The organism is Enterobacter sp. T2 (genome assembly GCF_010692925.1).
In the GTDB taxonomy this organism is placed as follows: domain Bacteria; phylum Pseudomonadota; class Gammaproteobacteria; order Enterobacterales; family Enterobacteriaceae; genus Enterobacter; species Enterobacter kobei.
On the sequence record NZ_CP048736.1, the window covers coordinates 2,032,122 to 2,056,200 of the forward strand.

Consider the following 24,079-nt stretch of genomic DNA (forward strand, 5'->3'; position numbering starts at 1 on the left):
ACACCAATACTATCGTCGTATAGAATTTAAACTTTAATTTAACTCGCGCTTAACGAAGGGCTCCGGTCAGGAACCTGTTGTAAATCCGGATCATTTTTATGAGGAAGGTCAACATGAGCAGCATTGATAAAAGCGGGACGTACGCGCTCGGTACGCGGACGGTTAAACGACTGGGGTATGGCGCGATGCAGCTTGCCGGACCGGGCGTATTTGGCCCTCCGAAAGATAAAAATGCCGCGCTGGAGGTGTTACGCGAAGCCGTGGCGGCGGGGGTGAATCATATTGATACCAGCGATTTTTATGGTCCCCATGTGACCAATCAGCTGATCCGCGAGGCGCTTCATCCGTACCGGGACGATCTCACTATCGTCACCAAGATCGGGGCCCGCCGCAACGATAAAGGTGCCTGGCTGCCGGCCTTTTCCGCGCAGGAGCTGACTCAGGCGGTGCATGATAACCTGCGTAATCTGCAGGTGGATGTACTGGATGTGGTGAATCTGCGGATCATGTTTAGCGCTCACGGCCCGGCAGAAGGATCGATTGCTGAACCGCTTTCCATCCTCGCAGAGTTACAGCAGCAAGGGCTGGTACGCCACATTGGTCTGAGCAATGTCACGGCCACTCAGGTTGCGGAAGCGCAGAAGATGGTGCCTGTTGTCTGCGTGCAGAACATGTACAACATAGTGAACCGCGGCGACGATGCGCTGGTGGATTTACTGGCGCAGCAGGGGATTGCCTATGTGCCGTTTTTCCCATTGGGCGGCTTTACGCCACTGCAATCCAGCGATCTGCAGGCCGTCGCGGATTCCCTTGGTGCAACCGCGATGCAGGTTGCGCTGGCATGGCTGCTGCAACGTTCCCCGAATATTCTGCTGATCCCCGGCACCTCTTCCGTGGCGCATCTGCGGCAAAATCTCGCAGCAGGAGAACTGCAACTGCCGCCTGACGCTCTGGAAACGCTGAATACGCTGGTAGGCCGATCGTTGAACTAAATCCGTTCAAACTTCAATACGTTCGGCTTCACCGCCGGAAAGCATCTTGATCCTGGCCCATAATCCGTAATACTGTATTTATATACAGTATTACGGCAGGAAAGCATTTATGGGCACTCTCTTTTCTTATCACTCTAATCAAGTCATTGAATTACCTCTCTTTCTGGAGCGCGTCGCCTGCGGCTTCCCCAGCCCGGCGCAGGATTATGTGGAGGATCGTCTCGATCTTAACCGGCTGGCGGTCAGGCACCCCAGTGCGACCTACTTTATAAAAGTGAGTGGTGACTCGATGATTGGGGCTGGGATCGGCGACGGCGATCTGCTGGTGGTCGATCGTTCGTTAAATGCCGAACATGGGGATATCGTCGTGGCGTCGGTTGCCGGTGAGTTTACGGTGAAAGAGCTACAGACCCGTCCGGTTTTGAGGTTGCTGCCGCATAATGCCCGCTATCAGCCGATTACCTTCCAGTCAGAAGAGGAGCTACAAATCTTCGGCGTTGTCACTCACACCCTCAAAACGTATAAACATGTTCGCACTGGTTGATGTGAATAGCTTTTATGCCTCCTGCGAGAGGGTGTTTCGCCCCGATCTGGAGGGCAAACCCATCGTGGTGGTCTCGAACAACGACGGCTGCATTATTTCGCTGTCGCGGGAGGCCAAACAGTTCGGCATAAAAATGGGTGAGCCCTACTTTAAATTCAAGGAGAAGGGTTATCCGGCGCGGGTGTATGTTTTTAGCTCGAACTATGCGCTGTATGCCGATCTCAGCAGCCGGGTGATGCAAACGCTGACCGATCTTGCTCCGGCAATTGAGATCTACTCGATTGATGAAGCCTTCGTGAACGTGTCGGGCGTCAGCCGCTGCATGTCGCTGGAGGCTTTTGGCCATCAGATGCGCAACCAGGTCGCTAAAAATACGGGGTTGACCGTTGGGGTCGGTATTGCCCCGACCAAAACGCTCGCGAAGCTGGCCAACTATGCGGCGAAGCGGTGGTCTGCCACCGGCGGCGTGGTCGATCTATCGGATCGCGAACGGCAGCGTAAGCTGCTGGCGAAGGTGCCGGTAGAGGAAGTGTGGGGTGTCGGGCGACGCATCACGAAAAAACTCAACGCCATGGGGATTACCACGGCGCTGGAGCTGGCGGAAGCGTCCTCCTGGGTCATTCGCAAACATTTTAACGTGGTAATGGAACGCACGGCGCGCGAGCTTCGCGGTGAGCCTTGTCTTGATCTGGAAGAGTTTACCCCGACGAAGCAGCAAATTATCTGTAGTCGTTCGTTTGGACACCGTATTACGCAATACGAAGAGATGCACCAGGCCATTTGTGCCTACGCGGAGCGTGCCGCCGAAAAACTGCGCGGCGAGCATCAGTATTGCCGCTTTATCAGCGTGTTTGTGCGCACCAGCCCGCATGCCGACAACGAAATTTATTACGGCAACCAGGCCTCAGTCACCCTGATGACACCCACTAATGACACGCGCGATATCATCCGTGCTGCCACGGAGGCGCTGGGGCGTATATGGCTTGACGGGTATCGCTATATGAAAGCGGGGGTGATGCTGGCGGATTTTTTCAGCAGCGGCGTCGCCCAGCTGAATTTGTTTGATGATAACCGCCTGTGTGCCAATAGCGCAGCGCTGATGGAGATAATCGACAGCGTAAACCATTCCGGCAAAGGGAAGATATGGTTTGCCGGGCAGGGGATTGAGAAATCCTGGGCGATGAAGCGTGAGATGCTGTCACCGGCGTATACGACGCGGTACGCAGATTTGCCGGTGGCAAGGTAGGATATTGTCATAAACGATCGCCGCGTTATACTCACGGCGTTAATAAGAATGTATGACGGGGCAGGGATATGTACGAGAGCCTAAAAATGATATCAGTCGCGCTGCCCCTCATTGCGCTTTTCATCCTGTTAAGATTTGTTGTCAGACGTATTCGCCAGGCAAAGCGCCTTATTTCAGATCATAACGGGATGAAAAAGATATCTGCTAACCCCTCAATTTTTGGCGGGAATGCAGGTAAAACATGGTTTTATGATGACCAGTTTTTATATGAAGTTAAAAACAACGCCACCCGTAAGATTGCGCTGGCTACTATCATTAAAATCGGGCCGGGGAATATCGAGATAAATAGCCGACGGGTCTGGATTGTTATTTACCGTGACGGTCCTAATGAAAAGCAGGTGCAGTTTTATAACAATCTCACCCTCTGGAATCATAACTTCACGGCTTTTCTGGCCGCGATAAAAAGTGCCAATCCGGACGCTGTCGTTAAAGAGCGCGCAATCCTCAATTTGTGAAAAAGGACCGCAGACCGTCACGGCCGCGCATCCGCCAGTTCATAACACAGCGCCCCAATCCGCTCCACGGCATTCAGCAGACGGGGCGTCGGTTCGTTTGCGCAGTTTAGCCGCAAAAAGTGAGACAGCTCTGCGGCAGGGGAAAACAGCGGGCCGGGGCTGACGCCAATACCCAGCGCCAGCGCGCGACGATGTACCTCCAGCGCGTTGACCTGCAAAGGAAGTTCTACCCACAGCAAGTAACCCGCGGCGGGCGCGTTAACACGCGTGCCGGGAGGAAAACTTGCCTCGACCCGCGCCACGACGGCGTCTATTCCCTCCGCAACGCGACGCTTGAGCCGCCGCAGATGGCGATCGTAATCGCCGCTCGCCAGGACTTCGCTCGTTGCGGCTTCCAGCAGCGGAGCGCCTGCCCAGTCTCCGGCCATGCGGGCCTGTAAAACCTGCGGAAAGTAGCGTCCGGCGGCAATCCAGCCGATTCGCCAGCCGGGCGCAAGCGTTTTAGACAGGGAGCTGCAATAAATGACATTTCCACTCTGGTCGAACGCTTTACAGGCTGGAGGACGTTGCCCCTCGCCGACAAGATCGCCATAAACATCATCTTCAATGAGAGGAATATCTGCCGCGTCAAGCAGGGCAACGAGTTCCTGCTTACGCGTGACGGGCATACTGGCGCCCAAAGGGTTTTGCACCGTAGGGGAGGCCAGAACGGCGGCCGGGCGGTGGCACCGAATGGCGTCCGCCAGCGGTTCCAGCAGCAGGCCCTCAACAGGATCGGTGGGGATCGATAAGGCCTTCAGCCCCAAATCCTCCAGCAGCAGGAGCGTACCAAAGTAGGCTGGCTGCTCAATCGCCACCACATCACCGGGCTGGCACACGGCTCGTAGCGCAAGGCGCAACGCCTGCGTCGCACCTGCGGTGATAATAAGGTCATCCGCGCTGAAACGGGCTCCCCACTGTGCAGAACGCGCGGCAATCTTGCTTCGCAAATCACGTCTTCCCGGCGGCAGGCTATAGCTCTGACCGTGCGCGTCCAGACGTCGGCCCGCGGAGTGCAACGCCCGCTGTAGCGTCTCGCCCGGCAGCCAAGCAGGATCGGGCAGGGCTGCACCCAGAGGCACCAGACGGGCTTCTGAACTGCTGAACAGCGACCGGGCCATAGCCGACAGGGTGACGGGAACCGGGCCTGGCGGAGAACGAGAAGGCTCCACAGGCTGCGGAAGGCTTGTCTGGTGGATGTAATAACCTGAACGCGGACGTGCAACAATCAGCCCCTCGGCCTCAAGGCAGCGCAGCGCTTCAAGCGCCGTCGGAAGACTGACATGCTCGCGTTCGGCCAGTTTACGCGCGGAGATGATCTTGTCACCGGCTCGCAACGCGCCAGACGTAATTGTAAGACGCAGCATATCCGCAATACGGCGATAGTGAGGAGAGGACGGGGATGGGGCAGACATGGTATCTGTTCAGGCTAATTTTCGATAAAACTGACTATACAGCCAATAATGCACGCCATCTATAGTGTCCGACATGTTCAGGACAAGGAGGCATTATGCACAGCGATAATTTTGATATTTCCACGTATTTCAAACGCATAAACTACACCGGCCCTGCGGCTGGCGATACGGGTACCCTGCATGCGCTTATGCGTCATCAGCTTTTTGCAATCCCGTTTGAAAATCTGGATGTACTGGCGGGGAAAATTGTCTCGCTGGCACCTGACGATATTGCCGATAAGCTGTTAACACCGGGGCGCGGCGGCTACTGCTATGAGGTGAACGGGCTGTTTGCCATGGCGCTGGAGGCGTTAGGTATTCCTTACCGTTTTGTGGCGGCACGCCCGATGTTCTACCCCGTACGGCGGCCAAAAACCCATATGGCGTTAATTGCTGAGGTGGAGAGTCGACAGTGGCTTTGCGACCTCGGGTTTGGCAGCTATGGCATTCGTGCGCCAATGGCTCTGGACACGCTTGATGTTGATATCGCACAGGTTTTGACACGTTCCGGCTTAGCCGCAGCGCTGAGGGCGAATATCTGCTTCAGGCGAAGGTGGCGGGAGAATGGGCCCGTCAGTACGGCTTTGATCTCACGCCACAGGAGTGGATTGATTTCGTTCCGGCCAACTACCTTAACTCCACGCACCCGGATGCCATTTTTGTGCAGAAGCGTGTGGTGGTGCAGCATCGACCGGAGGGACGCGAGATTTTACTGGGGAATATGCTGAAAACCATTACGGCGAAGGGCACGGAAACCCGGCAGCTGGCGGAGGACGACATCCCCCGTATTCTGAAAGAGCGTTTTGCGTTGATCGCGGCGTAAAGCAGAAGGGGGCCTGTGCCCCCTGAGCCTCACGCACCGCGGTTGAAGCATTACTTCTTCTTGTTCATCATCGCTTTTAAATCGGCAAACGGGTTAAACGTGGCGACGCCCACGTCTTTTTGCGCGTCTTCCCCGGCGACCACGGTGGTACCGTACTGATCCGCTTCGGTGTATTTCGAATGTTCGTGATCGTGGCAAAACAGGCACAACAGCTCCCAGTTACTGCCATCTTCCGGGTTGTTGGTATGGTCGTGATCGATGTGGTGAACCGTCAGTTCGCGCAGATTGGAATAGACAAACTCGCGCGAGCAGCGTCCGCATACCCAGGGATAGATTTTTAACGCTTTTTCGCGATAGCCACTTTCAAGTCTCGCGTAGTTTTTGGGGATCAGAGCCATTGCTGGTTTTACCTGTGATAAAAATAGTGGGCCAATATATCCCATCAGGCACGGTAAATGTACAGGACCTTCCTCCGCTAGAGCGAGAATGTGCCTTCAAGCGTCATCACGCAATTTCCGCCAACGCGAACCACCGCCTCTCCCGACGAGGCATCGTATCCCGCGAACAGCACGCTTGCTCGTCCCATATCAACGCCCTGACTGACGTTAAGATTAAGCGTCGTTTTATTGCGGTGCAACGCCAGTAGCGCTGTCGCAGCGGCAGTCGCGCTGCCTGTGGCAGGATCTTCTGTCATGCGGGGAGTAAACATGCGGGCCTGCACATCATGAGGTTCATCAGCATTCGTATCCAGGGTGTAGGCATAGAGGGAAACGGCGCCATCCAGCGGTAAGGTCGCGCGAAAACCCTGTAAATTCGGCACGCATCGACGAAGCGCCTCACGAGAAGCCAGCTCGGCTATCAGAAAGGGCAGACCTACCGACGCGACCACAGGCCTATGTACCTCGGTACGGATATCTTCCGTGTTCAGGGATAAGCAGGCAGCCACGCTTTCCGGGCTGACTTCAGAGCGGCACGAGAGTGCCTCAGGCACCAGGAGTTCTGCGCCAGTGACCGTATCGTTGTCGCGCAACAGGCGAACGGGCACCACACCGGCTATTTCCTCGAAGTGTAGCGTATCAGGCAGGCGCTGATGATTCATCGCGGCGTAATGGGCAAGCACGTAAGCCGTTCCAACATTCGGGTGCCCGGCGAAGGGGATCTCGCGCGAGGGCGTAAAGATTCGCACGCGTGCTGTATGGGAAGGATTGTCTGGCGGCAAAACGAACGTGGTTTCGCTGTAGCCAAATTCAACGGCGACCTGCTGCATTTGTGCTTTGTTCATGCCTTGAGCATCGAGTACGACGGCAACAGGGTTACCCAGAAACGGAGTATCAGTAAAAACATCCGCAACAACATAGCGTCTTTTCATTTTCTGTCCGATGTAAAAGTCCTGATATAGAGATGTAACGTTAAATCAAACCGATAACCAGCCGTTTTTCACCCGACGGACCTGAAAAAAATTCAATCAATTTATTTGAATCATTCCGTTAAAGAAACGCCATTTATTCTCCACAGGTAATGCGTACAGTAGGGAGAACGCAACGCATTATCAGGACACAGAATTATGAAAAAGATCGGCTTTTTATCGTTTGGTCACTGGACGCCTTCTCCGCAGTCCGGCACGCGCTCGGCAGCAGACACCCTGCTGCAGTCCATCGACCTGGCCGTAGCGGCCGAAGAGCTGGGGGCGGACGGCGCCTATTTTCGCGTGCACCACTTTGCTCGTCAGCTGAGCTCTCCGTTCCCTCTGCTGGCCGCAATTGGGGCCAAAACGAAAACCATCGAGATCGGTACCGGCGTGATTGATATGCGCTATGAAAACCCGATGTACATGGCCGAGGATGCCGGTGCGGCGGATCTGATTTCCGGCGGTCGTTTGCAGCTTGGCATCAGCCGGGGCTCCCCGGAGCAGGTCATTGATGGCTGGCGTCATTTCGGCTATGTCCCGCAGGAAGGGGAAAACGAATCAGATATGGCACGCCGTCATACCGAGGTGCTGCTTGAGGTTCTGCGCGGCGAAGGATTTGCGAAGCCGAATCCACAGCCGATGTTTCCGAATCCACCGGGGCTGCTGCGACTGGAACCCTATTCCGAAGGGCTGCGCGAGCGTATCTGGTGGGGCGCCGGTTCGAATGCGACCGCAGTATGGGCCGCTAAGCTCGGCATGAATCTGCAAAGTTCTACGCTGAAAGACGATGAAACCGGTGAGCCGTTCCATATTCAGCAGGCAAAACAGATCCGCGCGTACCGCCAGGCGTGGAAAGAGGCAGGGCATACGCGTGAGCCGCGCGTGTCGGTCAGCCGCAGTATTTTTGCCCTGATGGACGACCGTGACCGGATGTACTTCGGTGCAAGCCGCAACGACAGCGATAGCGTGGGGTATCTTGACGAGAAAACGCGCGCGATCTTCGGACGCAGCTATGCCGCGGAGCCGGACAAGCTTATCGAACAGCTGAAAAAAGACGAGGCGATTGCTGAAGCGGATACGTTATTGTTGACCGTACCGAACCAGCTCGGTGTGGATTACAATGCGCATGTGATTGAGTCCATTCTCAAACATGTCGCACCGGCAATGGGCTGGCGCGAGTAGTCGACGCGCTGGGATAAGCCCCGTCGCCGCACGTGGCGTGAATCTTCATTTGTAACTATTCGGGCGCTTATCGCGAAGACAGGAGGATCTATACATTCCTCCTGTCAGCGCTATTTCTGGCTCATATCGCTCAGCAGCACGGCGATGCTTTGTCCGCCCTCGGTCTGTTCCAGACCAATCTTCACAATGATGGTCAGCGGGACGGAGAGCAGCATACCGACGGGACCGAGCAGCCAGCCCCAGAAAATCAAAGACAAAAAGACGACCAATGTGGATAGCCCCAGCCCGCGTCCCATCATCCGTGGCTCAAGAATATTGCCGAACAGCAGGTTAATGGCCAGATATCCGGCCAGCAGAACCAGCGCATCATACAGCCCGCTGAAAACCAGCACCTGAAGGATAGGGGGGATCGCTGCCAGCACGGAACCGATGTTGGGAATGTAGTTGAGCGCGAAGGCCAGTAATCCCCAGACGAACGCGAAGCGGACGTCCAGCGCCAGCAGCATCACCCAGACGACACCACCCGTAACCAGGCTAATGGCGGTTTTCAGCACCAGATAGCGTGAGACGCTGTCCAGCGCGCGTTGAATCGCCCCCATGCCCTCAACCGGACGGACCATTATCTGCTGCAGCTTTGCCGGCAGTTGAGGCACCTCCAGCAGCATAAACACCACCGTTAAAAACAGCAGAAAAATGGAGGTCATGGCATTCGAAAGCTGCGCCAGCAGGCTGGTGACGATCGTCATGGCCGCATTGGGGTCGATATATTTAAGGAGTTCCTCAACCGAGACTTCAATACCTGCGCGTTGCAGCCAGGGTTCAAGCTGCAGCAGCGGTATCGCCAGCGACGATCGGTACTTCGGTAACGTGCGCGCCAGTTCATTCAGCGAGGTGCCGAGATAGGCAACCAGTAATACCATGGCAACAATAATCACGCTGATGAGCAGGGTAATCGCCAGCACGCGCGGGATGCGTAGCCGCGTCATGCGCCGTACCAGCGGGTTAAGGATCACCGCAATAAACAGCGCCAGAATAAAGGGCACGATGATGTCGGCTGCAAATCGCACGCCCGTCAGTATGATCACCAGCATGCCCAGCATGATGACAATTTTTAACCCGTTCAGGGTAATAATGGGTTTAGCCATGGTGACTCCGAAATACGCTTTTTATTTATAATAAAGGTGAAACGCGTTGCAATAAACTAACCAAAATCAAACGGTGTGGGTAAAGAATTGCAAAGACTTTGAGTAAAATCCTGGCTTATGGTACAAATTTAGCGTGTTTAACTACCGAGGACAATTTTCATCCGCAAAGACGAGAAGCAACAACGCGGATAATTGTAATTTTATGGACAATGTGTTCAGGACGTATTCTTCAAACAACACCGCTGTATTTTCCACCTCCTTCTGCCTGGTTGCTGGTGAGCAACACTGGCGCACCGCCCTATAGTTATCTCTTCTGCCTGAGCTGGCGCTACGCGCTTAGCTGTCTGATTTAATTTCATATTTTTTTTGGTTTGCCGCATGCGGCGGGCCACGATGGATTATATTCTCAAGCAGGAGAAAAACATGTTTTACTGGATTTTACTCGCTCTGGCTATTATCGCTGAGATTACCGGCACGCTGTCGATGAAGTGGGCGAGCGTCAGCGATGGCAATACCGGTTTTATTTTAATGTTGGTGATGATTTCACTTTCCTATATTTTCCTCTCATTTGCGGTGAAAAAAATTGCGCTGGGTGTGGCGTATGCGCTGTGGGAAGGGATCGGTATTTTATTGATTACACTCTTCAGCGTCCTGATATTTGACGAAACATTAACAACAATGAAAGTCGCCGGGTTAACGACGCTGGTCGCGGGTATTGTGCTGATTAAATCAGGTACCCGTAAACCGACCAAACAGCAGAAGGAGCAGAACCATGCAACAGTTTGAATGGGTTCATGCGGCCTGGCTGGGTTTCGCCATCGTGCTGGAAATTTTCGCCAACGTTCTGCTGAAATTCTCCGACGGTTTCCGTCGTAAAGTCTATGGCCTGATGTCGATAGCCGCGGTTCTGGGGGCGTTCAGCGCCCTGTCGCAGGCGGTCAAAGGTATCGATCTTTCGGTGGCCTATGCGCTGTGGGGCGGTTTTGGTATCGCCGCCACCCTTGCCGCCGGTTGGGTACTGTTCGGCCAGCGGTTAAATAACAAAGGCTGGATAGGACTGATATTGCTGCTGGCGGGTATGGTCATGATAAAACTCGCCTGATAACCCGTTACCCTTTTTCACCCGCAGCCGCGCTGGCTTACTCTTGAGCCAGCGCTTCCAGCTTATCGCGAAAACCGGTGACGGATAAGGCCCGGTTATCGGCTCGCCATCGGTCTTTCGCCGCCGGAGCGGAGCTTTGAACACCAATCAATTGCCAGCCGTTATCGGTTTTCAGCATCAAGGGCGAACCACTGTCACCCGGTAACGTATCGCACTGGTGCGACAGCACGCTGGTTTGTGCCCAGCCCGTTACAACACAGTCGGTATGGGTGTAAAGCGCATCCAGATGATCGACCGGGTAGCCTGACTGCGTGACCTTACGGTCGGCGGCTTTCAGCGCGGCGGTGAGCGCCGCTTTATCTCCGTCGAATAACGGCAGTGGCGTAATGCCTGAAGGCGGGTAGCGCAGAATGATCAGACCAAAATCCCATGACGCTGCCGCGGGCGGCACTATCCAGCCATCACCATCCGGTTTCAGTCGTTTACCCAGAGAAGGATCAACCCGGCCTTCGATGCCGTGGATTTCATAGCGCCAGACACCTTTTTGCGACACAAACCGTAAGGCTACCGCTTTGTCTGGCTTTCCGTTAGGGGGCGTCAACAGGCAGTGGCCTGCCGTCAGGGCTAATTGCGGGGTGATCAACGTCGCGGTGCACAGATTGCCGCTGGCGGTTTCCAGTTGTCCAATAGCATCCCAGGGGGCCTGTGTTGGGTCGGTGACGCGAGTACGATCGTCATGACCGAAAAAAAGCGTCTTAAGCTCTTTCGCGCTAATGGCGTCATCGCCGCCATCATCCGCCTGTGAAAATCCAGAAAAAAGACCAAACGTTCCCAGCAACAACACAACAGATTTACGCATATCACACTCTGGTGGGGGTAATTATGATTATTAAAAGTGAACCCTATGAAAATACTATAGACGGGACAGCACGAAAGTGGGAGTAAAATCAGCGTGCTACAATCAGGAAAGATAAAAATGGCTTGCGATGAGCGCGCATAAAATAAGCAGGAACAGAATGAGCTCAAACCGATAGCGTCGCAGCATACGCCCTCCGGATAAAAAAACGGCGCAGAACCTTTTCCGGTTCAGCGCCGGTTTACCAACGTGCCCCGAAGGGCACGGTTAAGCTTGTACCTTACGCAGCTGGCTGAGCAGCTGGTTTAGCAGCTTCGTGTTTTACTGCTTTTTTGTGATGCTTTTTAGCGGCCTGGGCTTTCTGCTCTACAGCAGGTTTAGCGGCTTTTTTATGGTGCTTTTTAGCGGCCTGGGCTTTCTGCTCTACAGCAGGTTTAGCGGCTTTTTTGTGGTGCTTTTTAGCGGCCTGCGCTTTCTGCTCTGCAGCAGGTTTAGCGGCTTTGTGGTGTTTTTTATGATGTACAGTTTTTGCTGGCGCAGTGGTCGTTGCAGTTGGCGCAGCGGTCGCTGGTGCAGCAGTGGTTTCTGCAGCAAACGCAGCAGAAGACAGACCCATAGCAGCGGCAACAACCAGAGCTAATACTTTTTTCATGTTCATACCCTCGAATTTGGTTTTTCATTTAACCCCACTGCGGGGCCGTTGAAATAACTATATCCCTGTAAATTCGAGGTTTCCGTGAGTGATTGGTATCGGCGTGTAACCATATGTACAACGCCGGGGGAGCCTCCCCGGCGTTGTTATTACAAATAGCGCGAGGTGAGATGTTCGCGGAAGTAGCGGATATTCAGATCTTCGCCCGTCGCCTGGGTGATTAATTGCGACGTGCTGAAGCGGCTGCCGTGCTGCCAGATGTTCTGACGCAGCCACTCAAACAGGGCCGAAAAATCGCCCTCGGCGATAGAGGCCTGTAGCCTCGGTAGTGCGGTTTTTGCGGCATGGAACAACTGTGCAGCATACATAGCGCCCAGCGTGTATGACGGGAAATAACCAAACCCACCGTCGGTCCAGTGGATATCCTGCATACAGCCGTTGCGATAGTTGTCTTTGGTTGATAACCCGAGCCAGGCCTGCATTTTTTCATCCCACAGGGCGGGAATATCGTCCACCTCGATCTCGCCGTTAATCAGCGCACGCTCAATTTCATAGCGCAGCACCACGTGGGCCGGGTAGCTCACTTCGTCTGCATCAACGCGGATGTAACCTGGCTTCACGCGCTGGTTCCAGGCGATAAAGTTATCTTCGCTGAAGGCGGCCTGGCTACCAAAGCGGGCGTGAACGGCAGGGAGCAGATGCTTCAGGAAGGCCTCGCTGCGTCCCAGCTGCATTTCAAAAAACAGGCTCTGAGATTCGTGGATGGCGGTTGAACGCGCCAGCGCCACGGGTTGTCCTGCCCAGGCTCGCGGCAGGTTTTGCTCGTAGCGCGCGTGTCCGGTTTCGTGGATCACGCCAAACAGCGCGCTGAGCAGCTCGTCCTCGTCATAGCGCGTGGTGATACGCACATCTTCCGGCACGCCGCCGCAGAACGGGTGGGCACTGACGTCCAGACGACCGCCGTTAAAATCGAAGCCGAGCATCTTCATGGCTTCCAGTCCGAGTTCACGCTGGGTAGCCGTCGGGAAAGGGCCTTGTGGCGGGACGAACGACCGCTGAGCCTGTTTTTCCACCACGTTCGTCAGCAGGTCCGGCAGCCAGGTTTTCATATCACCAAACAGCACGTCCAGGCGCGCGCTGGTCATGTCCGGTTCGAAAATATCCAGCAGGGCATCGTACGGGGTACAGCCTTTGGCCTCGGCGCGAAGACGGGCTTCTTCACGGCTGAGTTTGACGACGTCTTTTAGATTGGCGGAAAAACCCTGCCAGTCGTTAGCGGGACGCTGAGTACGCCAGGCGTGCTCACACTTGCTGCCCGCCAGCGATTTGGCTTCAACCAGCGATTCCGGCAGCAGGGTCGCCTGCTGGTAGTGGCGCGTCATTTCACGCAGGTTAGCCTGTTCGACGTCATTCAGATCTTCCTCTGCCGCTGCGGTCAGCCATTCGCCCACTCTTTTATCGGTAAGGAGCTGGTGCTGCAGGACGCTCATTTCCGCCAGCGCTTCACCGCGCGCGGCACTACCGCCGGGCGGCATCATGGTAAACATGTCCCAGCTGGCGATGGAGGAGAGATGCGAGAAGCGGGAGAGGCGCTGGAAGGTTTTCACAAGTGACTGATAGGCGGATGGATTTTGCAATTCTAATTTCCTCTTGCCAGGGATGTGTTTCAGGGAGCATACAATGAAACAGGCCAAATTCCCCAACATTTCCTCCGTGGAAACCGTCTTCCGGAAGTCCGGGAGACGGTTCTCAGTGGGCACTTATGCCTTATCACGCATAACCTGTTGCAGGATCGCCAGCGCCTGGGTGAACTGGGCATCCGGTATGGTCAACGGATAAAGGAAGCGGATCACGTTTCCGTACTGGCCGCAGATCAGTAACAGCAGGCCCCGGGAAAGTGCCTTTTGCTGAATTGCCTGCGCGATGGCGGCCGACGGTTCACGGCTCTCGGGATCAAAAAACTCTGCCGCAATCATCGATCCTCTTCCTCTTATCGCCACGAGCGCAGGGAAGGTGCCCTGAATCTCCTCCAGCGTGGCGCTCAGTCGATCGCCCAGGTGACAGGCGCGCGCGCACAGTGACTCGTTGTCGATAATATTCAGCACCGCGTGCGCGGCGGCCACCGCAAGCGGATTGCCTGCATAGGTTCCCCCGAGTCCACCGGGGGCTGGTGCATCCATGATCTCAGCGCGGCCCACCACGCCGGACAGCGGCATTCCGCCTGCCAGGCTTTTGGCCATCGTCATCAGGTCAGGCTTGTCAGCGTAGTGTTCCATGGCAAACAGCTTACCGGTACGGGCGAAACCGCTCTGCACTTCATCGGCAATCATCACGATCCCGTGCTCATCACAGATGCGGCGGATGGCGGCCACCAGCTCTGGCGGCGCGACGTTGAATCCGCCTTCACCCTGAATGGGTTCAAAAATAATCGCCGCTACCTGTTTCGCCTCAATATCTGCTTTGAACAGGCGCTCTATCGCCGTGATGGCATCCTGCGTCGTGATGCCGTGCAGCTCGGAGGGATACGGTACGTGATAAACCGACCCGGGGAAGGGGCCAAATCCCAGCTTATAAGGCGCGACCTTGCCGGTTAACGCCATGGTCATATAGGTTCGGCCGTGAAAACCTCCCCCAAAGGCAATCACGCCAGGCCTGCCGGTGTGGGCCCGGGCGATTTTAATGGCATTTTCCACCGCTTCCGCGCCCGTCGTGAAGAACGCGGTTTTAGCCGGGCCCTGTACCGGGGCCAGCTCGTTAAGTTTTTCGGCCAGGGAAACGTAGCTTTCATATGGCACAATCTGGTAGGCCGTGTGGGTGAACTGGTGCAGCTGTTTTTCCACTGCGGCCACCATTTCAGGATGACGATGGCCGGTATTCAGTACCGCGATCCCGGCGGCGAAATCAATATAGTCATTGCCTTCCACGTCGGTAAGCGTGGCATTCTCCGCCGTGCGGGTAAAGAAATTACACATTACGCCTACGCCGCGCGGGGTGGCCGAAAGTCTGCGCTGATGAAATTCCTGGTTACTCATGTCAGATACCCTTTTGTCGAAATGATCAAACGCCAAGACGATCGCGCAGGCTGTAATACGCCGCGCCCATCGCCGTAAATGGAATCCGCAGGCTGCGACCGCCCGGGAAGGGGTAGTGCGGGAGGTTGGCAAACGCATCAAAGCGCTCTGCGTCACCGCGCAGCAGTTCCGAAATCAGCCGTCCGGCCAGGTGGGTGCAGGTCACGCCGTGGCCGCTGTAGCCCTGCATGTAGTAGATGTTTTTATCCAGACGACCAAACTGCGGCATGCGCGACAGGGTCAGCAGGAAGTTGCCCGTCCAGCGGTAGTCGATTTTGACCCCTGCCAGCTGAGGGAAGGTTTTCAACAGCTTTGGCATCACCAGACGCTCGACATCGTCCGGATCGCGCGCGCCATAGACTACGCCACCGCCGTACAGTAGTCGGTTGTCGGCGGTGAGACGGTAGTAGTCCAGCAGGTAGTTGCAATCTTCAACACAGTAGTTATTGGGGATTAGCGTGCGGACGACCTCTTCCGGCAGTGGGGCGGTGGTCACCACCTGGGTGCCGCAGGGCATGCTGCGTTTTGCCAGTTCTGGTTCGACCTTATCGCCCAGATAGGCATTTCCGGCGACGATCACATAGCGGGCCGTCACCTGACCATGCTGCGTGCTTACCACGGCCGGGCTGGTGTGCTGAATGGCGGTCACCGGGGATTGTTCATACACACGCCCGCCGTTAAGGCGAATGGCGTCCGCTTCGCCGATCGCCAGGTTGAGCGGATGAATATGTCCCCCGCTGCGGTCCAGCAGCGCGCCGGTATAGCGTTCGCTGTCGACTTCCCGGCGGATCGCGCTGGCATCCAGCAACTCCAGCTGCGTGTTGCCGTAGCGTTCCCAGTTGGCTTTTTGCTCTTCCAGCGTCTCCAGCTGCTTATGGTTCAGGGCAACAAACAGCCCGCCGGGACGATAGTCGCACTGGATCTGATAGCGCTGAATACGCTCCCGGATGATTTCCCCGCCTTCAAACATCATGCTCCCAAGGACTTTGGCAGCATCGGGGCCATAGTTTTTCTCAATCACGTCGATATCGCGGCTGTAGGAGTTAACCAGCTGGCCGCCGTTGCGTCCGCTGGCACCGAAGCCGATGCGCGCCCCTTCAAGGAGCACCACGTCGTAGCCCATTTCAGCGAGATGCAGTGCGGAGGAGAGGCCGGTATAACCGCCGCCTACCACGCACACGTCACAGCTGATTGATTCGCTAAGCGTCGGGAATGGTTCGTACGCGTTCGCGCTGGCCGCATAATAGCTGGTGGTATGTTCGGTCATGATTGAGGCTCCAGGGCAATCCAGATGGTTTTCAGTTCGGTAAATTTTTCCAGCGCGTGCAGAGACTTATCGCGACCGTTGCCGCTCTGCTTATAGCCACCAAACGGTACGGTCATATCCCCGTCGTTATAGTTATTGACGAAGACCGAGCCTGCTTTCAGGCGACGGCTCATGCGGTGTGCGCGGGAGAGGTCGCGTGTCCATACCGCCGCGCCAAGCCCATATTCACTGTCGTTGGCCAGCGTTAAGGCTTCCTCTTCGGTTTTAAAACGGGTGACGACCAGAACAGGCCCGAAAATCTCTTCCCGGCACAGCGGGGAGGCAGGGTCGATGTCGACAAAAATGGTTGGACCTACCGCAGAAGGCCAGGATTGTGCCCGCCCGTCCAGCAGCAGCGTACCTTTCCGGGCGCCCTCGCGAATAAACGTGTGAACGGAATCGGCGTGCGCGGCGTCGATGAGCATTCCCATCGTGCTGTCGGGAGCGAGCGGATCGCCCGGCTGCCAGTGGCGGGCCTGCGCTTTCAGCTTTGCCAGAAAGTCATCGGCGATGCTCTCCTCAAGCAGCAGGCGGGTCCCGGCGATACACACTTGCCCCTGGTTATAAAAAATCCCGGCGGCGGTTGCGCTCACGGCCTTGTCCAGGTCCGGACAGTCGGCAAAGACAATGTTGGCGCTCTTGCCGCCAGCCTCCAGCCAGACGCGCTTCATGTTGCTTTCGCCTGCGTCCTTCAACAGCTGCTTGCCGGTACGGGTAGAGCCGGTAAACGTCAGCACCTCAACGTCCGGATGCAGGGCCAGTGCCTGGCCCGCCTCGTGGCCGTAACCGCTTATCACATTCAGCACGCCGTCCGGCAGGCCCGCCTCTTTCGCCAGCCCGGCCAGCCGCAGGGCGGTGAGGGGCGATTTTTCGGACGGTTTCAATACCACGCTATTGCCCGCGATCAGCGCCGGGCCCAGCTTCCAGCAGGCCAGCAGCAGCGGGAAGTTCCAGGGAACGATGGCGGCGACAACCCCGATCGGCTCGCGCACAATCATCGCCAGCTCGTCCGGCCCCGTAGGCGCCACTTCGCCGTAGACTTTATCCGCCGCTTCGGCGTACCAGCGAATGGCGCGCGCCGCGCCGGGAATATCGTCGCGCAGGCTGTGGCGGATGGGTTTACCGGTGTCCAGGGTTTCCAGTAAGGCCAGCTCTTCGCCGTGGCGTTCTATCAAATCGGCGAACTTATTGAGAACGTATTTGCGCTGCGCCGGTGACGCCTGCGACCAGTCGCCACGGTCAAATACCTCACGCGCAGCCTGAACCGCGAGGTCTACGTCCGCCTGCTTGCCCCGGGCCACATTCGCCAGCGTCTGACGGGTAGCGGGGTTGACGGTTTCAAACGTGGCCTTATCGGCGGCGTCACAATAGGCACCGTTAATAAATAACCGGGTCTCAATGGCACTGTTTTTTGCTTTATCCTGCCAGTAAGTCAGGTGCTGAAAATGCATATTCACTCCTTTCTTTCGCAATCAGATAAATAAAGGCATGGCCGTTTCAGGCAATACGAAGCCGTGAGGCATCCCGGGGATTAACCCGTAAAATGCCGACATTGATCGTTTTTATTTGCCCCGGCGTAAGTCTTTACGCCGGGGCTGAGTGGTCATCAGAACGTGGTGGGGGTGTGGGCACTGATAATGCGGCAGATGCCTGCCGAGGTATTGCTGAAGCTGTGCGGTATGCCGGTATTAATGGCATAGCTTTGCCCCGCAACCAGGTGATAAGGCTGGCCATTAATGGTCAGCACAATTTCACCTTCCAGTATCGTACCGATCTCCTCACCCTGATGTTTGATCCTCTCTCCGGTCGTGGTTCCAGGCTGGTAAGTTTCAAAAATCATCGCCAGCGTACGGTTCGGATTTCCGTTGTGAACCAGCTTCATCGAAACCCCCTGACTGCCTATTTCGATAAGGTCTTCCTGATTAATAACCACCTGCGGTTCATCAGGTTTTTCCGGTTCCGAAAAGAATTCCGAGAGCGACAGCCCATAGACTTTCAGCAGCTTCTGAAGCGTACTGATGGCAGGACTGACTTTATCCTGCTCGATGGTGCTGATGGCACTGTGTGTTAACCCAGACAGTTCGGCGGCACGCCGCTGCGAGAGACCCAGTTGCTGGCGGATCTCAGACAGACGTTTCCCTGGCGCCAGTCCGTCATCGCTCATAGTTGCATTTCCTTTACGGTAGTGGTCAAAGTCGTTGCTTCTCGGCAATGTGGCTTTGACAGGCGGTGATAAAACCTTCAAACAACATACGTGACAGGGCGTACTCGCTGCTGTTCCATTCGGGGTGCCATTGCACGCCGAGGGCAAAAGGATGGTCATGCACGCTGACCGCTTCAACCAGCCCGTCCGTCGAGCGGGCCTCCACGCGAAGCCGTGGTCCTAACGTTCGTGCACCTTGCCCGTGTAACGAGTTTACCCAAAATGTGTTACAGCCTGGTATTAATTGAGACAGCAGTCCTCCCTCCTGAACCTGAACTTCATGAGACGGGGCGTATTGTAGCTCAACCGGCAGTTCAGGATCTTCCCGGTGCTCAAGCAGGTCATTCTGCTCGAACAGGCGACGATACAGCGTCCCTCCCGTCGCAACAACCAGTTCCTGCAGCCCCCGGCAGATGGCGAAAATGGGGATGCGCCTTTCGAGCGCGGCGGCAATCAGCGCCATACTCAGAAGATCACGCCCGGGATCGGCGTCAGGCTCATCGCCGTTTTCACCATAAAGGTGCGGCTGCACGTTACTTGGGCTGCCCGGCAGGTAAATCCCGTCCAGGGTTGGCAGCAGAGTGGTAAGCAACTCTGGCTCTGCCAGCGCATGCGGTAAGGCAATGGGTAAGCCCCCCGCATTGATAATGGCATTCAGGTACTTTTCTTGCAGGGTCTGGGTCTCATGACCCTTAAGCCTGTTTCTGCACATCACCACGCCAATGACTGGCTTGTTCATTATATTTTCCATGATCGCCCTCACAAAGTGGACTAAATTTAGGCCAGTTTCACCTGTAAAACGGCCTTTTCGTTCAATATTTTCTCAATCTAGCAACGAGATCTGCCTTTTGCAAACTTAATTTAACATTTGACAAACAATTTATTTGCATACAGATTCGATAGGGTGGACATTATATTTGACAGTCCTGAGCAGCGAACGCAAATCCCAAAAACGGTGGTAAATCATGGAAACCAATATCGTAGAAGTTGAGAACTTTGTTCACTACACGGATGAGAGGCGGGGCAGCGCCTTTACGCAGGAGGTGAAGCGCTATTTAGAACAGTATCCGAACACCCAGTTTATTGATGTCCTCCTGACCGATTTGAACGGCTGTTTTCGCGGTAAACGTATTCCGGTTGCCGGACTGAACAAACTCGAAAAAGGCTGCTATTTCCCGGCGTCGGTGTTCGCCATGGATATTCTGGGTAACGTGGTGGAAGAGGCGGGCCTGGGGCAGGAGCTCGGCGAGCCTGACTGTGTTTGTGTGCCGGTGCCGGGCACCCTGACACCGTCCGCCGCGGACCCGGAATACATTGGTCAGGTGCAGCTCACCATGGTCGATGAAGATGGCGCTCCCTTTGACGTTGAGCCGCGGAACGTACTCAACCGGCTCTGGCAGCAGTTGCGCCAGCGCGGTCTGTTCCCCGTGGTAGCGGTAGAGCTGGAGTTCTATTTACTTGATCGGAAACGCGATGCCGAGGGCTATCTGCAGCCACCCTGCGCGCCGGGCACCGACGTGCGTAACACGCAAAGCCAGGTCTACTCGGTTGATAATCTTAACCACTTTGCTGACGTGCTGAACGATATTGATGAGCTGGCGCAGTTGCAGTTGATCCCCGCCGATGGCGCAGTGGCTGAGGCCTCGCCGGGTCAGTTTGAAATTAATCTGCACCATACGGAAAACGTGCTGGATGCCTGTGATGATGCACTGGCGCTAAAACGTCTCGTCAGGCAGATGGCAGAAAAACATAAGATGCATGCCACGTTTATGGCGAAGCCGTATGAAGAGCATGCGGGCAGCGGGATGCATATCCACATTAGTATGCAAAACAACAGAGGCGAAAACGTGCTCGCGGACGCCAGCGGCGAGGATTCCGCGCTGCTGAAACGCGCGCTGGCCGGGATGATCGATCTGATGCCAGCGTCCATGGCACTGCTGGCACCGAACGTCAACTCGTACCGCCGTTTCCAGCCGGGAATGTATGTGCCGACGCAGGCGTCGTGGGGACACAACAACCGCACGGTTGCCCTGCGTATTCCCTGCGGCGATCGCCATAACCATCGTGTCGAATACCGGGTGGCAGGGGCAGACGCGAATCCGTATCTGGTGATGGCGGCGATTTTTGCCGGCATTCTGCACGGGCTGGATAACGATTTACCGCTGCAGGAAGAGGTTGAAGGCAATGGCCTGGAGCAGGACGGCCTGCCGTTCCCGATTCGTCAGAGTGATGCGCTGTGGGAGTTTATGCAAAACGATCGCCTTCGCGAGCGGCTGGGCGAGCGTTTCTGCCACGTGTATCACGCCTGCAAAAATGATGAATTACTGCAGTTTGAACGCCTGATTACCGAAACAGAAATCGAGTGGATGCTGAAAAACGCCTGATAACGCGCCCCGGTAAGGGGCCGCTTTGTTTCATCTCATACGTATCACCATACGGCCTGCGCGGAGCCTGGCCGAACTGTTCGCTGGCACGCCAGCTATCTCCCGGGAGTCGCGTTATGGAGCGCAGGCGGCACAGGGACTTTCTTAACGACACTGTGTGACGAGGTAGGAAATGATGCAGATGTTCAACTATCCGCAGGGCGAAGGGGGCCAGTCAGGCTTCCATGGTGAATGCGAACCAGAGACGGTGCGCTGGTACGGTCGCGTTTGTTCTTCACAACTTCCCCCTTTGCTAAGCAGGTTTGCGTTAAGGTCAACGCGATTGCAAACCACGGTAAGCATGGGGGGGACGGTGTATGGCGACTAACACGTCTCTTGACGCGCCGGGCATGGCTGGCAGAACCCGACTGCGCAGTTCCCTTAAGCTCTGGCAGGTGGTGATGATGGGGCTGGCTTACCTCACCCCCATGACCGTGTTTGATACCTTCGGTATTGTGTCCGGTATCAGCAACGGCCACGTGCCCGCCTCGTATCTCCTGGCGCTGGCTGGCGTCATGTTTACCGCCATCAGCTACGGTAAACTGGTACGGCAGTTCCCGGAAGCGGGCTCCGCGTATACCTACACGCAGAAATCGATTGGACCCCACGTGGGCTTTATGGTCGGCTGGTCATCGTTACTGGACTATCTTTTCCTGCCGATGATCAACGTGCTGCTGGCGAAGATCTACCTGTCCGCGATGTTCCCTGAGGTCCCTCCGTGGGTCTGGGTGGTGGGGTTTGTGACGATCCTGACGCTGGCGAATCTGAAGAGTGTTAACCTGGTCGCCAACTTTAATACCCTGTTTGTGCTGGTGCAGGTCGCGATTATGGTGGTGTTTGTCATCCTCGTGGTGCATGGCTTGCACAAGGGAGAAGGGGTCGGCACCGTCTGGTCGCTCCAGCCGTTTATCAGCGAGAACGCACATCTGATCCCTATTATTACCGGCGCGACCATCGTCTGCTTCTCTTTCCTCGGTTTTGATGCGGTTACCACGCTATCGGAAGAGACGCCAAACGCGGCACGGGTCATTCCCAAAGCCATTTTCCTGACCGCGCTGTATGGCGGGCTGATATTCATTATTGCCTCGTTCTTCATGCAGCTCTTTTTCCCGACCATCGCGCGCTTTAAGAACCCGGATGCCGCGCTGCCGGAAATCGCACTGTACGTGGGCGGTAAGCTCTTCCAGTCGGTGTTTTTATGTACCACCTTTGTCAATACATTGGCTTCAGGTCTGGCCTCGCACGCCAGCGTCTCGCGGTTATTGTATGTGATGGGGCGTGACAACGTCTTTCCGGAGCGGGTGTTTGGTTATGTGCATCCGAAATGGCGTACCCCGGCCCTGAACGTCATTATGGTGGGGATAGTGGCCCTGTCGGCGCTGTACTTTGACCTCGTGACCGCAACGGCGCTGATCAACTTTGGCGCACTGGTGGCGTTTACGTTTGTTAACCTCTCGGTGTACAACCATTTCTGGCGACGTAAGGGGCTAAACAAAACGTGGAAAGATCGTTTCCACTATCTCCTGCTGCCGCTTATTGGGGCGGTAACGGTCGGCGTGCTGTGGATAAACCTCGAAGCGACGTCCCTGACGCTTGGCCTCATCTGGGCGGCACTGGGGATCCTTTACCTGACATGGCTAACGCGCCGTTTCCGAAAACCGCCTCCGCAGTTTGAAGCCGGTAAGATAGAGCAGGCCTGGGATTCCTGAACGATAAACGGCACCAGTACGCTGGTGCCGTTTAGGTCGCTCGTGCGTCTTACCGGACATCAGCCCGCACGTTTATTATCTCAAACGTTGATGAAGACTTGCCCCCACCAGCAGTGCGGCACAAAGCATCAGGGCGATAAACCCGCCCACGCCGTTCCAGCCGTAGTGATGCCAGAACACGCCGCCCAGCGTCCCGGCGATGCTGGATCCCAGGTAATAGCTAAACAGGTACAGCGACGATGCCTGTCCTTTGGCTCGACGCGCGCGCGGGCCAATCCAGCTGCTGGCGACCGAGTGCGCGGCGAAGAACCCGGCGGAGAAGAGCAGCATCCCGGCAAAAATCAGCCACAGTGAGGAGAAGAGCGTCAACAGCAGGCCGAGCAGCATTACCGCTGTGAAGACCAGCATGACCGGCCCGCGGCCGAAGCGTGCGGTCATCGCCCCGGCTTTCGGCGAACTCCACGTGCCGGTGAGATAAGCCACAGAAAGCAAACCGACCATGGCCTGATTCAGATGCCACGGCGAAAGCATCAGGCGATAGCCAATATAGTTAAACAACGTGACGAATGACCCCATCAGCAGGAAGCCCATCAGGAACAGGCGCGGCAACCCTTTATCACGCCAGTGCAAACGGAAGTTAATAAACAGCGTTTTCGGGCGCAGAGAAATCGGGCGGAAATGGCGTGATTCCGGCAGGATTTTCCAGAACATCAGTGCAGATGCCAGCGCGAAACACCCGATAACCGCCAGCGCAATACGCCAGCTAAAGAAGTCCGTAAAGACCCCGCTCAGCAGACGCCCACTCATGCCGCCAATTGAATTCCCGCTGATGTACAACCCCATCGAAAAGGCAACGAAGCTCGGATGGATCTCTTCGCTGAGATAGGTCATCCCGACCGCGGCCACGCCGCTTAGCGACAGCCCGATCAGCGCGCGCATCACCAGAATGCCGTGCCAGCTGGTCATCATGGTCGAGAGCAACGTACAGACCGAGGCCAGCATCAGGGCAGTGACCATCACCGGTTTACGGCCAATGGCGTCGGACAAAGGGCCGGTAAAGAGCAGGCCAATTGCCAGCATCGCGGTTGAAATCGAGAGCGAAACGCTGCTGCTGGCGGGCGATACGCCAAACTCATGGGAGAGAACGGGGAGGATCGGCTGAACGCAATAGAGCAGGGCAAACGTGGCCAGACCGGCCGAAAAGAGCGCCAGGGTAACGCGCATAAATTGGGGAGTACCACGTTTAATGAACTGAACCGGCTGCGATGCTACGGGTAAATCATTGATATCGCTGGCCGGAGAGATATCAATGGAGGTTGTACGACTCACACAGTTTCCTTGCTTAAACATCCCCGTGATTTCGGGTGACGGGTATGACCACACGATCAGGGTAGGAAAATGTAAATATT

Annotated in this window: 25 protein-coding genes and 1 pseudogene; 12 read left to right on the top strand and 14 right to left on the bottom strand. The window is 55.9% G+C overall.

What is annotated here, in order from left to right:
• Positions 1-113 precede the first annotated feature (113 nt).
• From G0034_RS09685 to G0034_RS09700, 4 genes are all read left to right on the top strand, one after another.
• The gene (locus tag G0034_RS09685; RefSeq protein ID WP_045269499.1) at positions 114-992 is read left to right on the top strand and encodes an aldo/keto reductase family oxidoreductase; all 879 of its coding nucleotides are present in this window, start codon (positions 114-116) and stop codon (positions 990-992) included.
• Positions 993-1,101: 109 nt separating this feature from the next.
• Positions 1,102-1,536: a translesion error-prone DNA polymerase V autoproteolytic subunit gene (gene umuD / locus G0034_RS09690; protein ID WP_014883613.1), complete on the top strand. Its 435-nt coding sequence runs from the start codon at positions 1,102-1,104 to the stop codon at positions 1,534-1,536.
• Positions 1,520-2,782 carry a translesion error-prone DNA polymerase V subunit UmuC gene (gene umuC / locus G0034_RS09695; RefSeq protein WP_014883614.1) on the top strand — a complete coding sequence of 421 codons (1,263 nt, stop codon included), beginning with the start codon at positions 1,520-1,522 and terminating at the stop codon, positions 2,780-2,782. The genes umuD and umuC overlap by 17 nt, the downstream gene beginning before the upstream one ends.
• A gap of 68 nt (positions 2,783-2,850) precedes the next feature.
• Positions 2,851-3,297, top strand: coding sequence for a hypothetical protein (locus tag G0034_RS09700; protein ID WP_045269500.1), 447 nt, complete (start codon positions 2,851-2,853; stop codon positions 3,295-3,297).
• A 17-nt stretch (positions 3,298-3,314) separates the two neighbouring features.
• On the opposite strand, the gene G0034_RS09705 is transcribed toward G0034_RS09700, so the two are convergent.
• Complete coding sequence (locus G0034_RS09705) at positions 3,315-4,751, bottom strand: aminotransferase-like domain-containing protein (RefSeq protein WP_045134986.1); 1,437 nt, start codon at positions 4,749-4,751, stop codon at positions 3,315-3,317.
• A gap of 95 nt (positions 4,752-4,846) precedes the next feature.
• On the opposite strand from G0034_RS09705, the pseudogene G0034_RS09710 reads away from it, so the two are divergent.
• A pseudogene (locus tag G0034_RS09710) lies at positions 4,847-5,613 on the top strand (arylamine N-acetyltransferase family protein).
• A gap of 50 nt (positions 5,614-5,663) precedes the next feature.
• On the opposite strand, the gene yajD reads toward G0034_RS09710, so the two are convergent.
• Positions 5,664-6,011 carry an HNH nuclease YajD gene (gene yajD, locus G0034_RS09715; protein ID WP_006808895.1) on the bottom strand — a complete coding sequence of 116 codons (348 nt, stop codon included), beginning with the start codon at positions 6,009-6,011 and terminating at the stop codon, positions 5,664-5,666.
• Positions 6,012-6,088: 77 nt separating this feature from the next.
• Positions 6,089-6,982: a PhzF family phenazine biosynthesis protein gene (locus G0034_RS09720; protein WP_014883618.1), complete on the bottom strand. Its 894-nt coding sequence runs from the start codon at positions 6,980-6,982 to the stop codon at positions 6,089-6,091.
• A gap of 195 nt (positions 6,983-7,177) precedes the next feature.
• Between G0034_RS09720 and G0034_RS09725 the strand changes: the two genes are divergently transcribed.
• The gene (locus G0034_RS09725; protein WP_014883619.1) at positions 7,178-8,203 is read left to right on the top strand and encodes an LLM class flavin-dependent oxidoreductase; all 1,026 of its coding nucleotides are present in this window, start codon (positions 7,178-7,180) and stop codon (positions 8,201-8,203) included.
• Positions 8,204-8,313: 110 nt separating this feature from the next.
• On the opposite strand, the gene G0034_RS09730 is transcribed toward G0034_RS09725, so the two are convergent.
• Positions 8,314-9,348: an AI-2E family transporter gene (locus G0034_RS09730; protein ID WP_014883620.1), complete on the bottom strand. Its 1,035-nt coding sequence runs from the start codon at positions 9,346-9,348 to the stop codon at positions 8,314-8,316.
• A gap of 133 nt (positions 9,349-9,481) precedes the next feature.
• Here G0034_RS09730 and G0034_RS23610 point away from each other — a divergent pair, with 133 nt between their 5' ends.
• From G0034_RS23610 to mdtI, 3 genes are all read left to right on the top strand, one after another.
• A complete protein-coding gene (locus G0034_RS23610; RefSeq protein WP_418756997.1) occupies positions 9,482-9,652 on the top strand; it encodes a protein YdgV in 171 nt (56 codons plus the stop codon).
• Positions 9,653-9,771: 119 nt separating this feature from the next.
• On the top strand, positions 9,772-10,134 hold the full coding sequence (gene mdtJ / locus G0034_RS09735; protein ID WP_014883621.1) for a multidrug/spermidine efflux SMR transporter subunit MdtJ: 363 nt from the start codon (positions 9,772-9,774) through the stop codon (positions 10,132-10,134).
• A complete protein-coding gene (gene mdtI / locus G0034_RS09740) occupies positions 10,121-10,450 on the top strand; it encodes a multidrug/spermidine efflux SMR transporter subunit MdtI (RefSeq protein WP_014883622.1) in 330 nt (109 codons plus the stop codon). Before mdtJ ends, mdtI begins: the two co-directional genes overlap by 14 nt.
• A gap of 37 nt (positions 10,451-10,487) precedes the next feature.
• On the opposite strand, the gene G0034_RS09745 is transcribed toward mdtI, so the two are convergent.
• The 9 genes from G0034_RS09745 to puuD form a co-directional block, all read right to left on the bottom strand.
• Positions 10,488-11,309, bottom strand: coding sequence for a trypsin-like serine peptidase (locus tag G0034_RS09745; protein WP_014883623.1), 822 nt, complete (start codon positions 11,307-11,309; stop codon positions 10,488-10,490).
• Between the two features lie 102 nt (positions 11,310-11,411).
• Entirely contained in the window at positions 11,412-11,495 is an 84-nt protein-coding gene (gene ydgU, locus G0034_RS23615; protein ID WP_086527784.1) for a small membrane protein YdgU, read from the bottom strand.
• Between the two features lie 91 nt (positions 11,496-11,586).
• Complete coding sequence (asr, locus tag G0034_RS09750; protein WP_063433831.1) at positions 11,587-11,958, bottom strand: acid resistance repetitive basic protein Asr; 372 nt, start codon at positions 11,956-11,958, stop codon at positions 11,587-11,589.
• 149 nt (positions 11,959-12,107) lie between these two features.
• The gene (locus tag G0034_RS09755; protein ID WP_179120762.1) at positions 12,108-13,595 is read right to left on the bottom strand and encodes a carboxypeptidase M32; all 1,488 of its coding nucleotides are present in this window, start codon (positions 13,593-13,595) and stop codon (positions 12,108-12,110) included.
• Between the two features lie 123 nt (positions 13,596-13,718).
• On the bottom strand, positions 13,719-14,990 hold the full coding sequence (gene puuE / locus G0034_RS09760; RefSeq protein ID WP_179120763.1) for a 4-aminobutyrate transaminase: 1,272 nt from the start codon (positions 14,988-14,990) through the stop codon (positions 13,719-13,721).
• Between the two features lie 25 nt (positions 14,991-15,015).
• Positions 15,016-16,296 carry an NAD(P)/FAD-dependent oxidoreductase gene (locus G0034_RS09765; RefSeq protein ID WP_014883627.1) on the bottom strand — a complete coding sequence of 427 codons (1,281 nt, stop codon included), beginning with the start codon at positions 16,294-16,296 and terminating at the stop codon, positions 15,016-15,018.
• Entirely contained in the window at positions 16,293-17,786 is a 1,494-nt protein-coding gene (puuC, locus tag G0034_RS09770; protein WP_179120764.1) for an aldehyde dehydrogenase PuuC, read from the bottom strand. The genes G0034_RS09765 and puuC overlap by 4 nt, the downstream gene beginning before the upstream one ends.
• A gap of 155 nt (positions 17,787-17,941) precedes the next feature.
• A complete protein-coding gene (gene puuR / locus G0034_RS09775) occupies positions 17,942-18,499 on the bottom strand; it encodes an HTH-type transcriptional regulator PuuR (RefSeq protein ID WP_013096835.1) in 558 nt (185 codons plus the stop codon).
• A gap of 25 nt (positions 18,500-18,524) precedes the next feature.
• Entirely contained in the window at positions 18,525-19,277 is a 753-nt protein-coding gene (gene puuD / locus G0034_RS09780; protein WP_196238017.1) for a gamma-glutamyl-gamma-aminobutyrate hydrolase, read from the bottom strand.
• A gap of 226 nt (positions 19,278-19,503) precedes the next feature.
• Between puuD and G0034_RS09785 the strand changes: the two genes are divergently transcribed.
• The 3 genes from G0034_RS09785 (at position 19,504) to G0034_RS09790 (ending at position 22,670) form a co-directional block, all read left to right on the top strand.
• Positions 19,504-20,922, top strand: coding sequence for a glutamine synthetase family protein (locus G0034_RS09785; protein ID WP_179120765.1), 1,419 nt, complete (start codon positions 19,504-19,506; stop codon positions 20,920-20,922).
• Positions 20,923-21,103: 181 nt separating this feature from the next.
• The gene (locus G0034_RS23620) at positions 21,104-21,289 is read left to right on the top strand and encodes a YmjE family protein (protein WP_418251745.1); all 186 of its coding nucleotides are present in this window, start codon (positions 21,104-21,106) and stop codon (positions 21,287-21,289) included.
• Complete coding sequence (locus G0034_RS09790) at positions 21,279-22,670, top strand: APC family permease (protein WP_014883631.1); 1,392 nt, start codon at positions 21,279-21,281, stop codon at positions 22,668-22,670. The genes G0034_RS23620 and G0034_RS09790 overlap by 11 nt, the downstream gene beginning before the upstream one ends.
• Before the next feature lie 75 nt (positions 22,671-22,745).
• Here the strand turns inward: G0034_RS09790 and ynfM are convergent, their stop codons facing one another.
• On the bottom strand, positions 22,746-23,999 hold the full coding sequence (gene ynfM, locus G0034_RS09795; protein WP_023337217.1) for a multidrug efflux MFS transporter YnfM/SxtP(Kp): 1,254 nt from the start codon (positions 23,997-23,999) through the stop codon (positions 22,746-22,748).
• Positions 24,000-24,079 lie beyond the last annotated feature (80 nt).

Excerpts from the sequence above, each read along its gene's own strand:
- umuC (WP_014883614.1), top strand. The coding sequence starts at position 1,520 with ATGTTCGCACTGGTTGATGTGAATAGCTTTTATGCCTCCTGCGAGAGG.
- G0034_RS09745 (WP_014883623.1), bottom strand. The coding sequence starts at position 11,309 with ATGCGTAAATCTGTTGTGTTGTTGCTGGGAACGTTTGGTCTTTTTTCT.
- G0034_RS09705 (WP_045134986.1), bottom strand. The coding sequence starts at position 4,751 with ATGTCTGCCCCATCCCCGTCCTCTCCTCACTATCGCCGTATTGCGGAT.
- G0034_RS09700 (WP_045269500.1), top strand. The coding sequence starts at position 2,851 with ATGTACGAGAGCCTAAAAATGATATCAGTCGCGCTGCCCCTCATTGCG.
- G0034_RS23620 (WP_418251745.1), top strand. The coding sequence starts at position 21,104 with ATGTTCAACTATCCGCAGGGCGAAGGGGGCCAGTCAGGCTTCCATGGT.
- puuD (WP_196238017.1), bottom strand. The coding sequence starts at position 19,277 with ATGAACAAGCCAGTCATTGGCGTGGTGATGTGCAGAAACAGGCTTAAG.
- G0034_RS09785 (WP_179120765.1), top strand. The coding sequence starts at position 19,504 with ATGGAAACCAATATCGTAGAAGTTGAGAACTTTGTTCACTACACGGAT.
- puuR (WP_013096835.1), bottom strand. The coding sequence starts at position 18,499 with ATGAGCGATGACGGACTGGCGCCAGGGAAACGTCTGTCTGAGATCCGC.
- puuE (WP_179120763.1), bottom strand. The coding sequence starts at position 14,990 with ATGAGTAACCAGGAATTTCATCAGCGCAGACTTTCGGCCACCCCGCGC.
- mdtJ (WP_014883621.1), top strand. The coding sequence starts at position 9,772 with ATGTTTTACTGGATTTTACTCGCTCTGGCTATTATCGCTGAGATTACC.
- G0034_RS09730 (WP_014883620.1), bottom strand. The coding sequence starts at position 9,348 with ATGGCTAAACCCATTATTACCCTGAACGGGTTAAAAATTGTCATCATG.
- puuC (WP_179120764.1), bottom strand. The coding sequence starts at position 17,786 with ATGCATTTTCAGCACCTGACTTACTGGCAGGATAAAGCAAAAAACAGT.
- umuD (WP_014883613.1), top strand. The coding sequence starts at position 1,102 with ATGGGCACTCTCTTTTCTTATCACTCTAATCAAGTCATTGAATTACCT.
- G0034_RS09685 (WP_045269499.1), top strand. The coding sequence starts at position 114 with ATGAGCAGCATTGATAAAAGCGGGACGTACGCGCTCGGTACGCGGACG.
- G0034_RS09720 (WP_014883618.1), bottom strand. The coding sequence starts at position 6,982 with ATGAAAAGACGCTATGTTGTTGCGGATGTTTTTACTGATACTCCGTTT.
- G0034_RS09790 (WP_014883631.1), top strand. The coding sequence starts at position 21,279 with ATGGCGACTAACACGTCTCTTGACGCGCCGGGCATGGCTGGCAGAACC.
- yajD (WP_006808895.1), bottom strand. The coding sequence starts at position 6,011 with ATGGCTCTGATCCCCAAAAACTACGCGAGACTTGAAAGTGGCTATCGC.
- asr (WP_063433831.1), bottom strand. The coding sequence starts at position 11,958 with ATGAAAAAAGTATTAGCTCTGGTTGTTGCCGCTGCTATGGGTCTGTCT.
- G0034_RS09765 (WP_014883627.1), bottom strand. The coding sequence starts at position 16,296 with ATGACCGAACATACCACCAGCTATTATGCGGCCAGCGCGAACGCGTAC.
- mdtI (WP_014883622.1), top strand. The coding sequence starts at position 10,121 with ATGCAACAGTTTGAATGGGTTCATGCGGCCTGGCTGGGTTTCGCCATC.
- G0034_RS09725 (WP_014883619.1), top strand. The coding sequence starts at position 7,178 with ATGAAAAAGATCGGCTTTTTATCGTTTGGTCACTGGACGCCTTCTCCG.
- ydgU (WP_086527784.1), bottom strand. The coding sequence starts at position 11,495 with ATGCTGCGACGCTATCGGTTTGAGCTCATTCTGTTCCTGCTTATTTTA.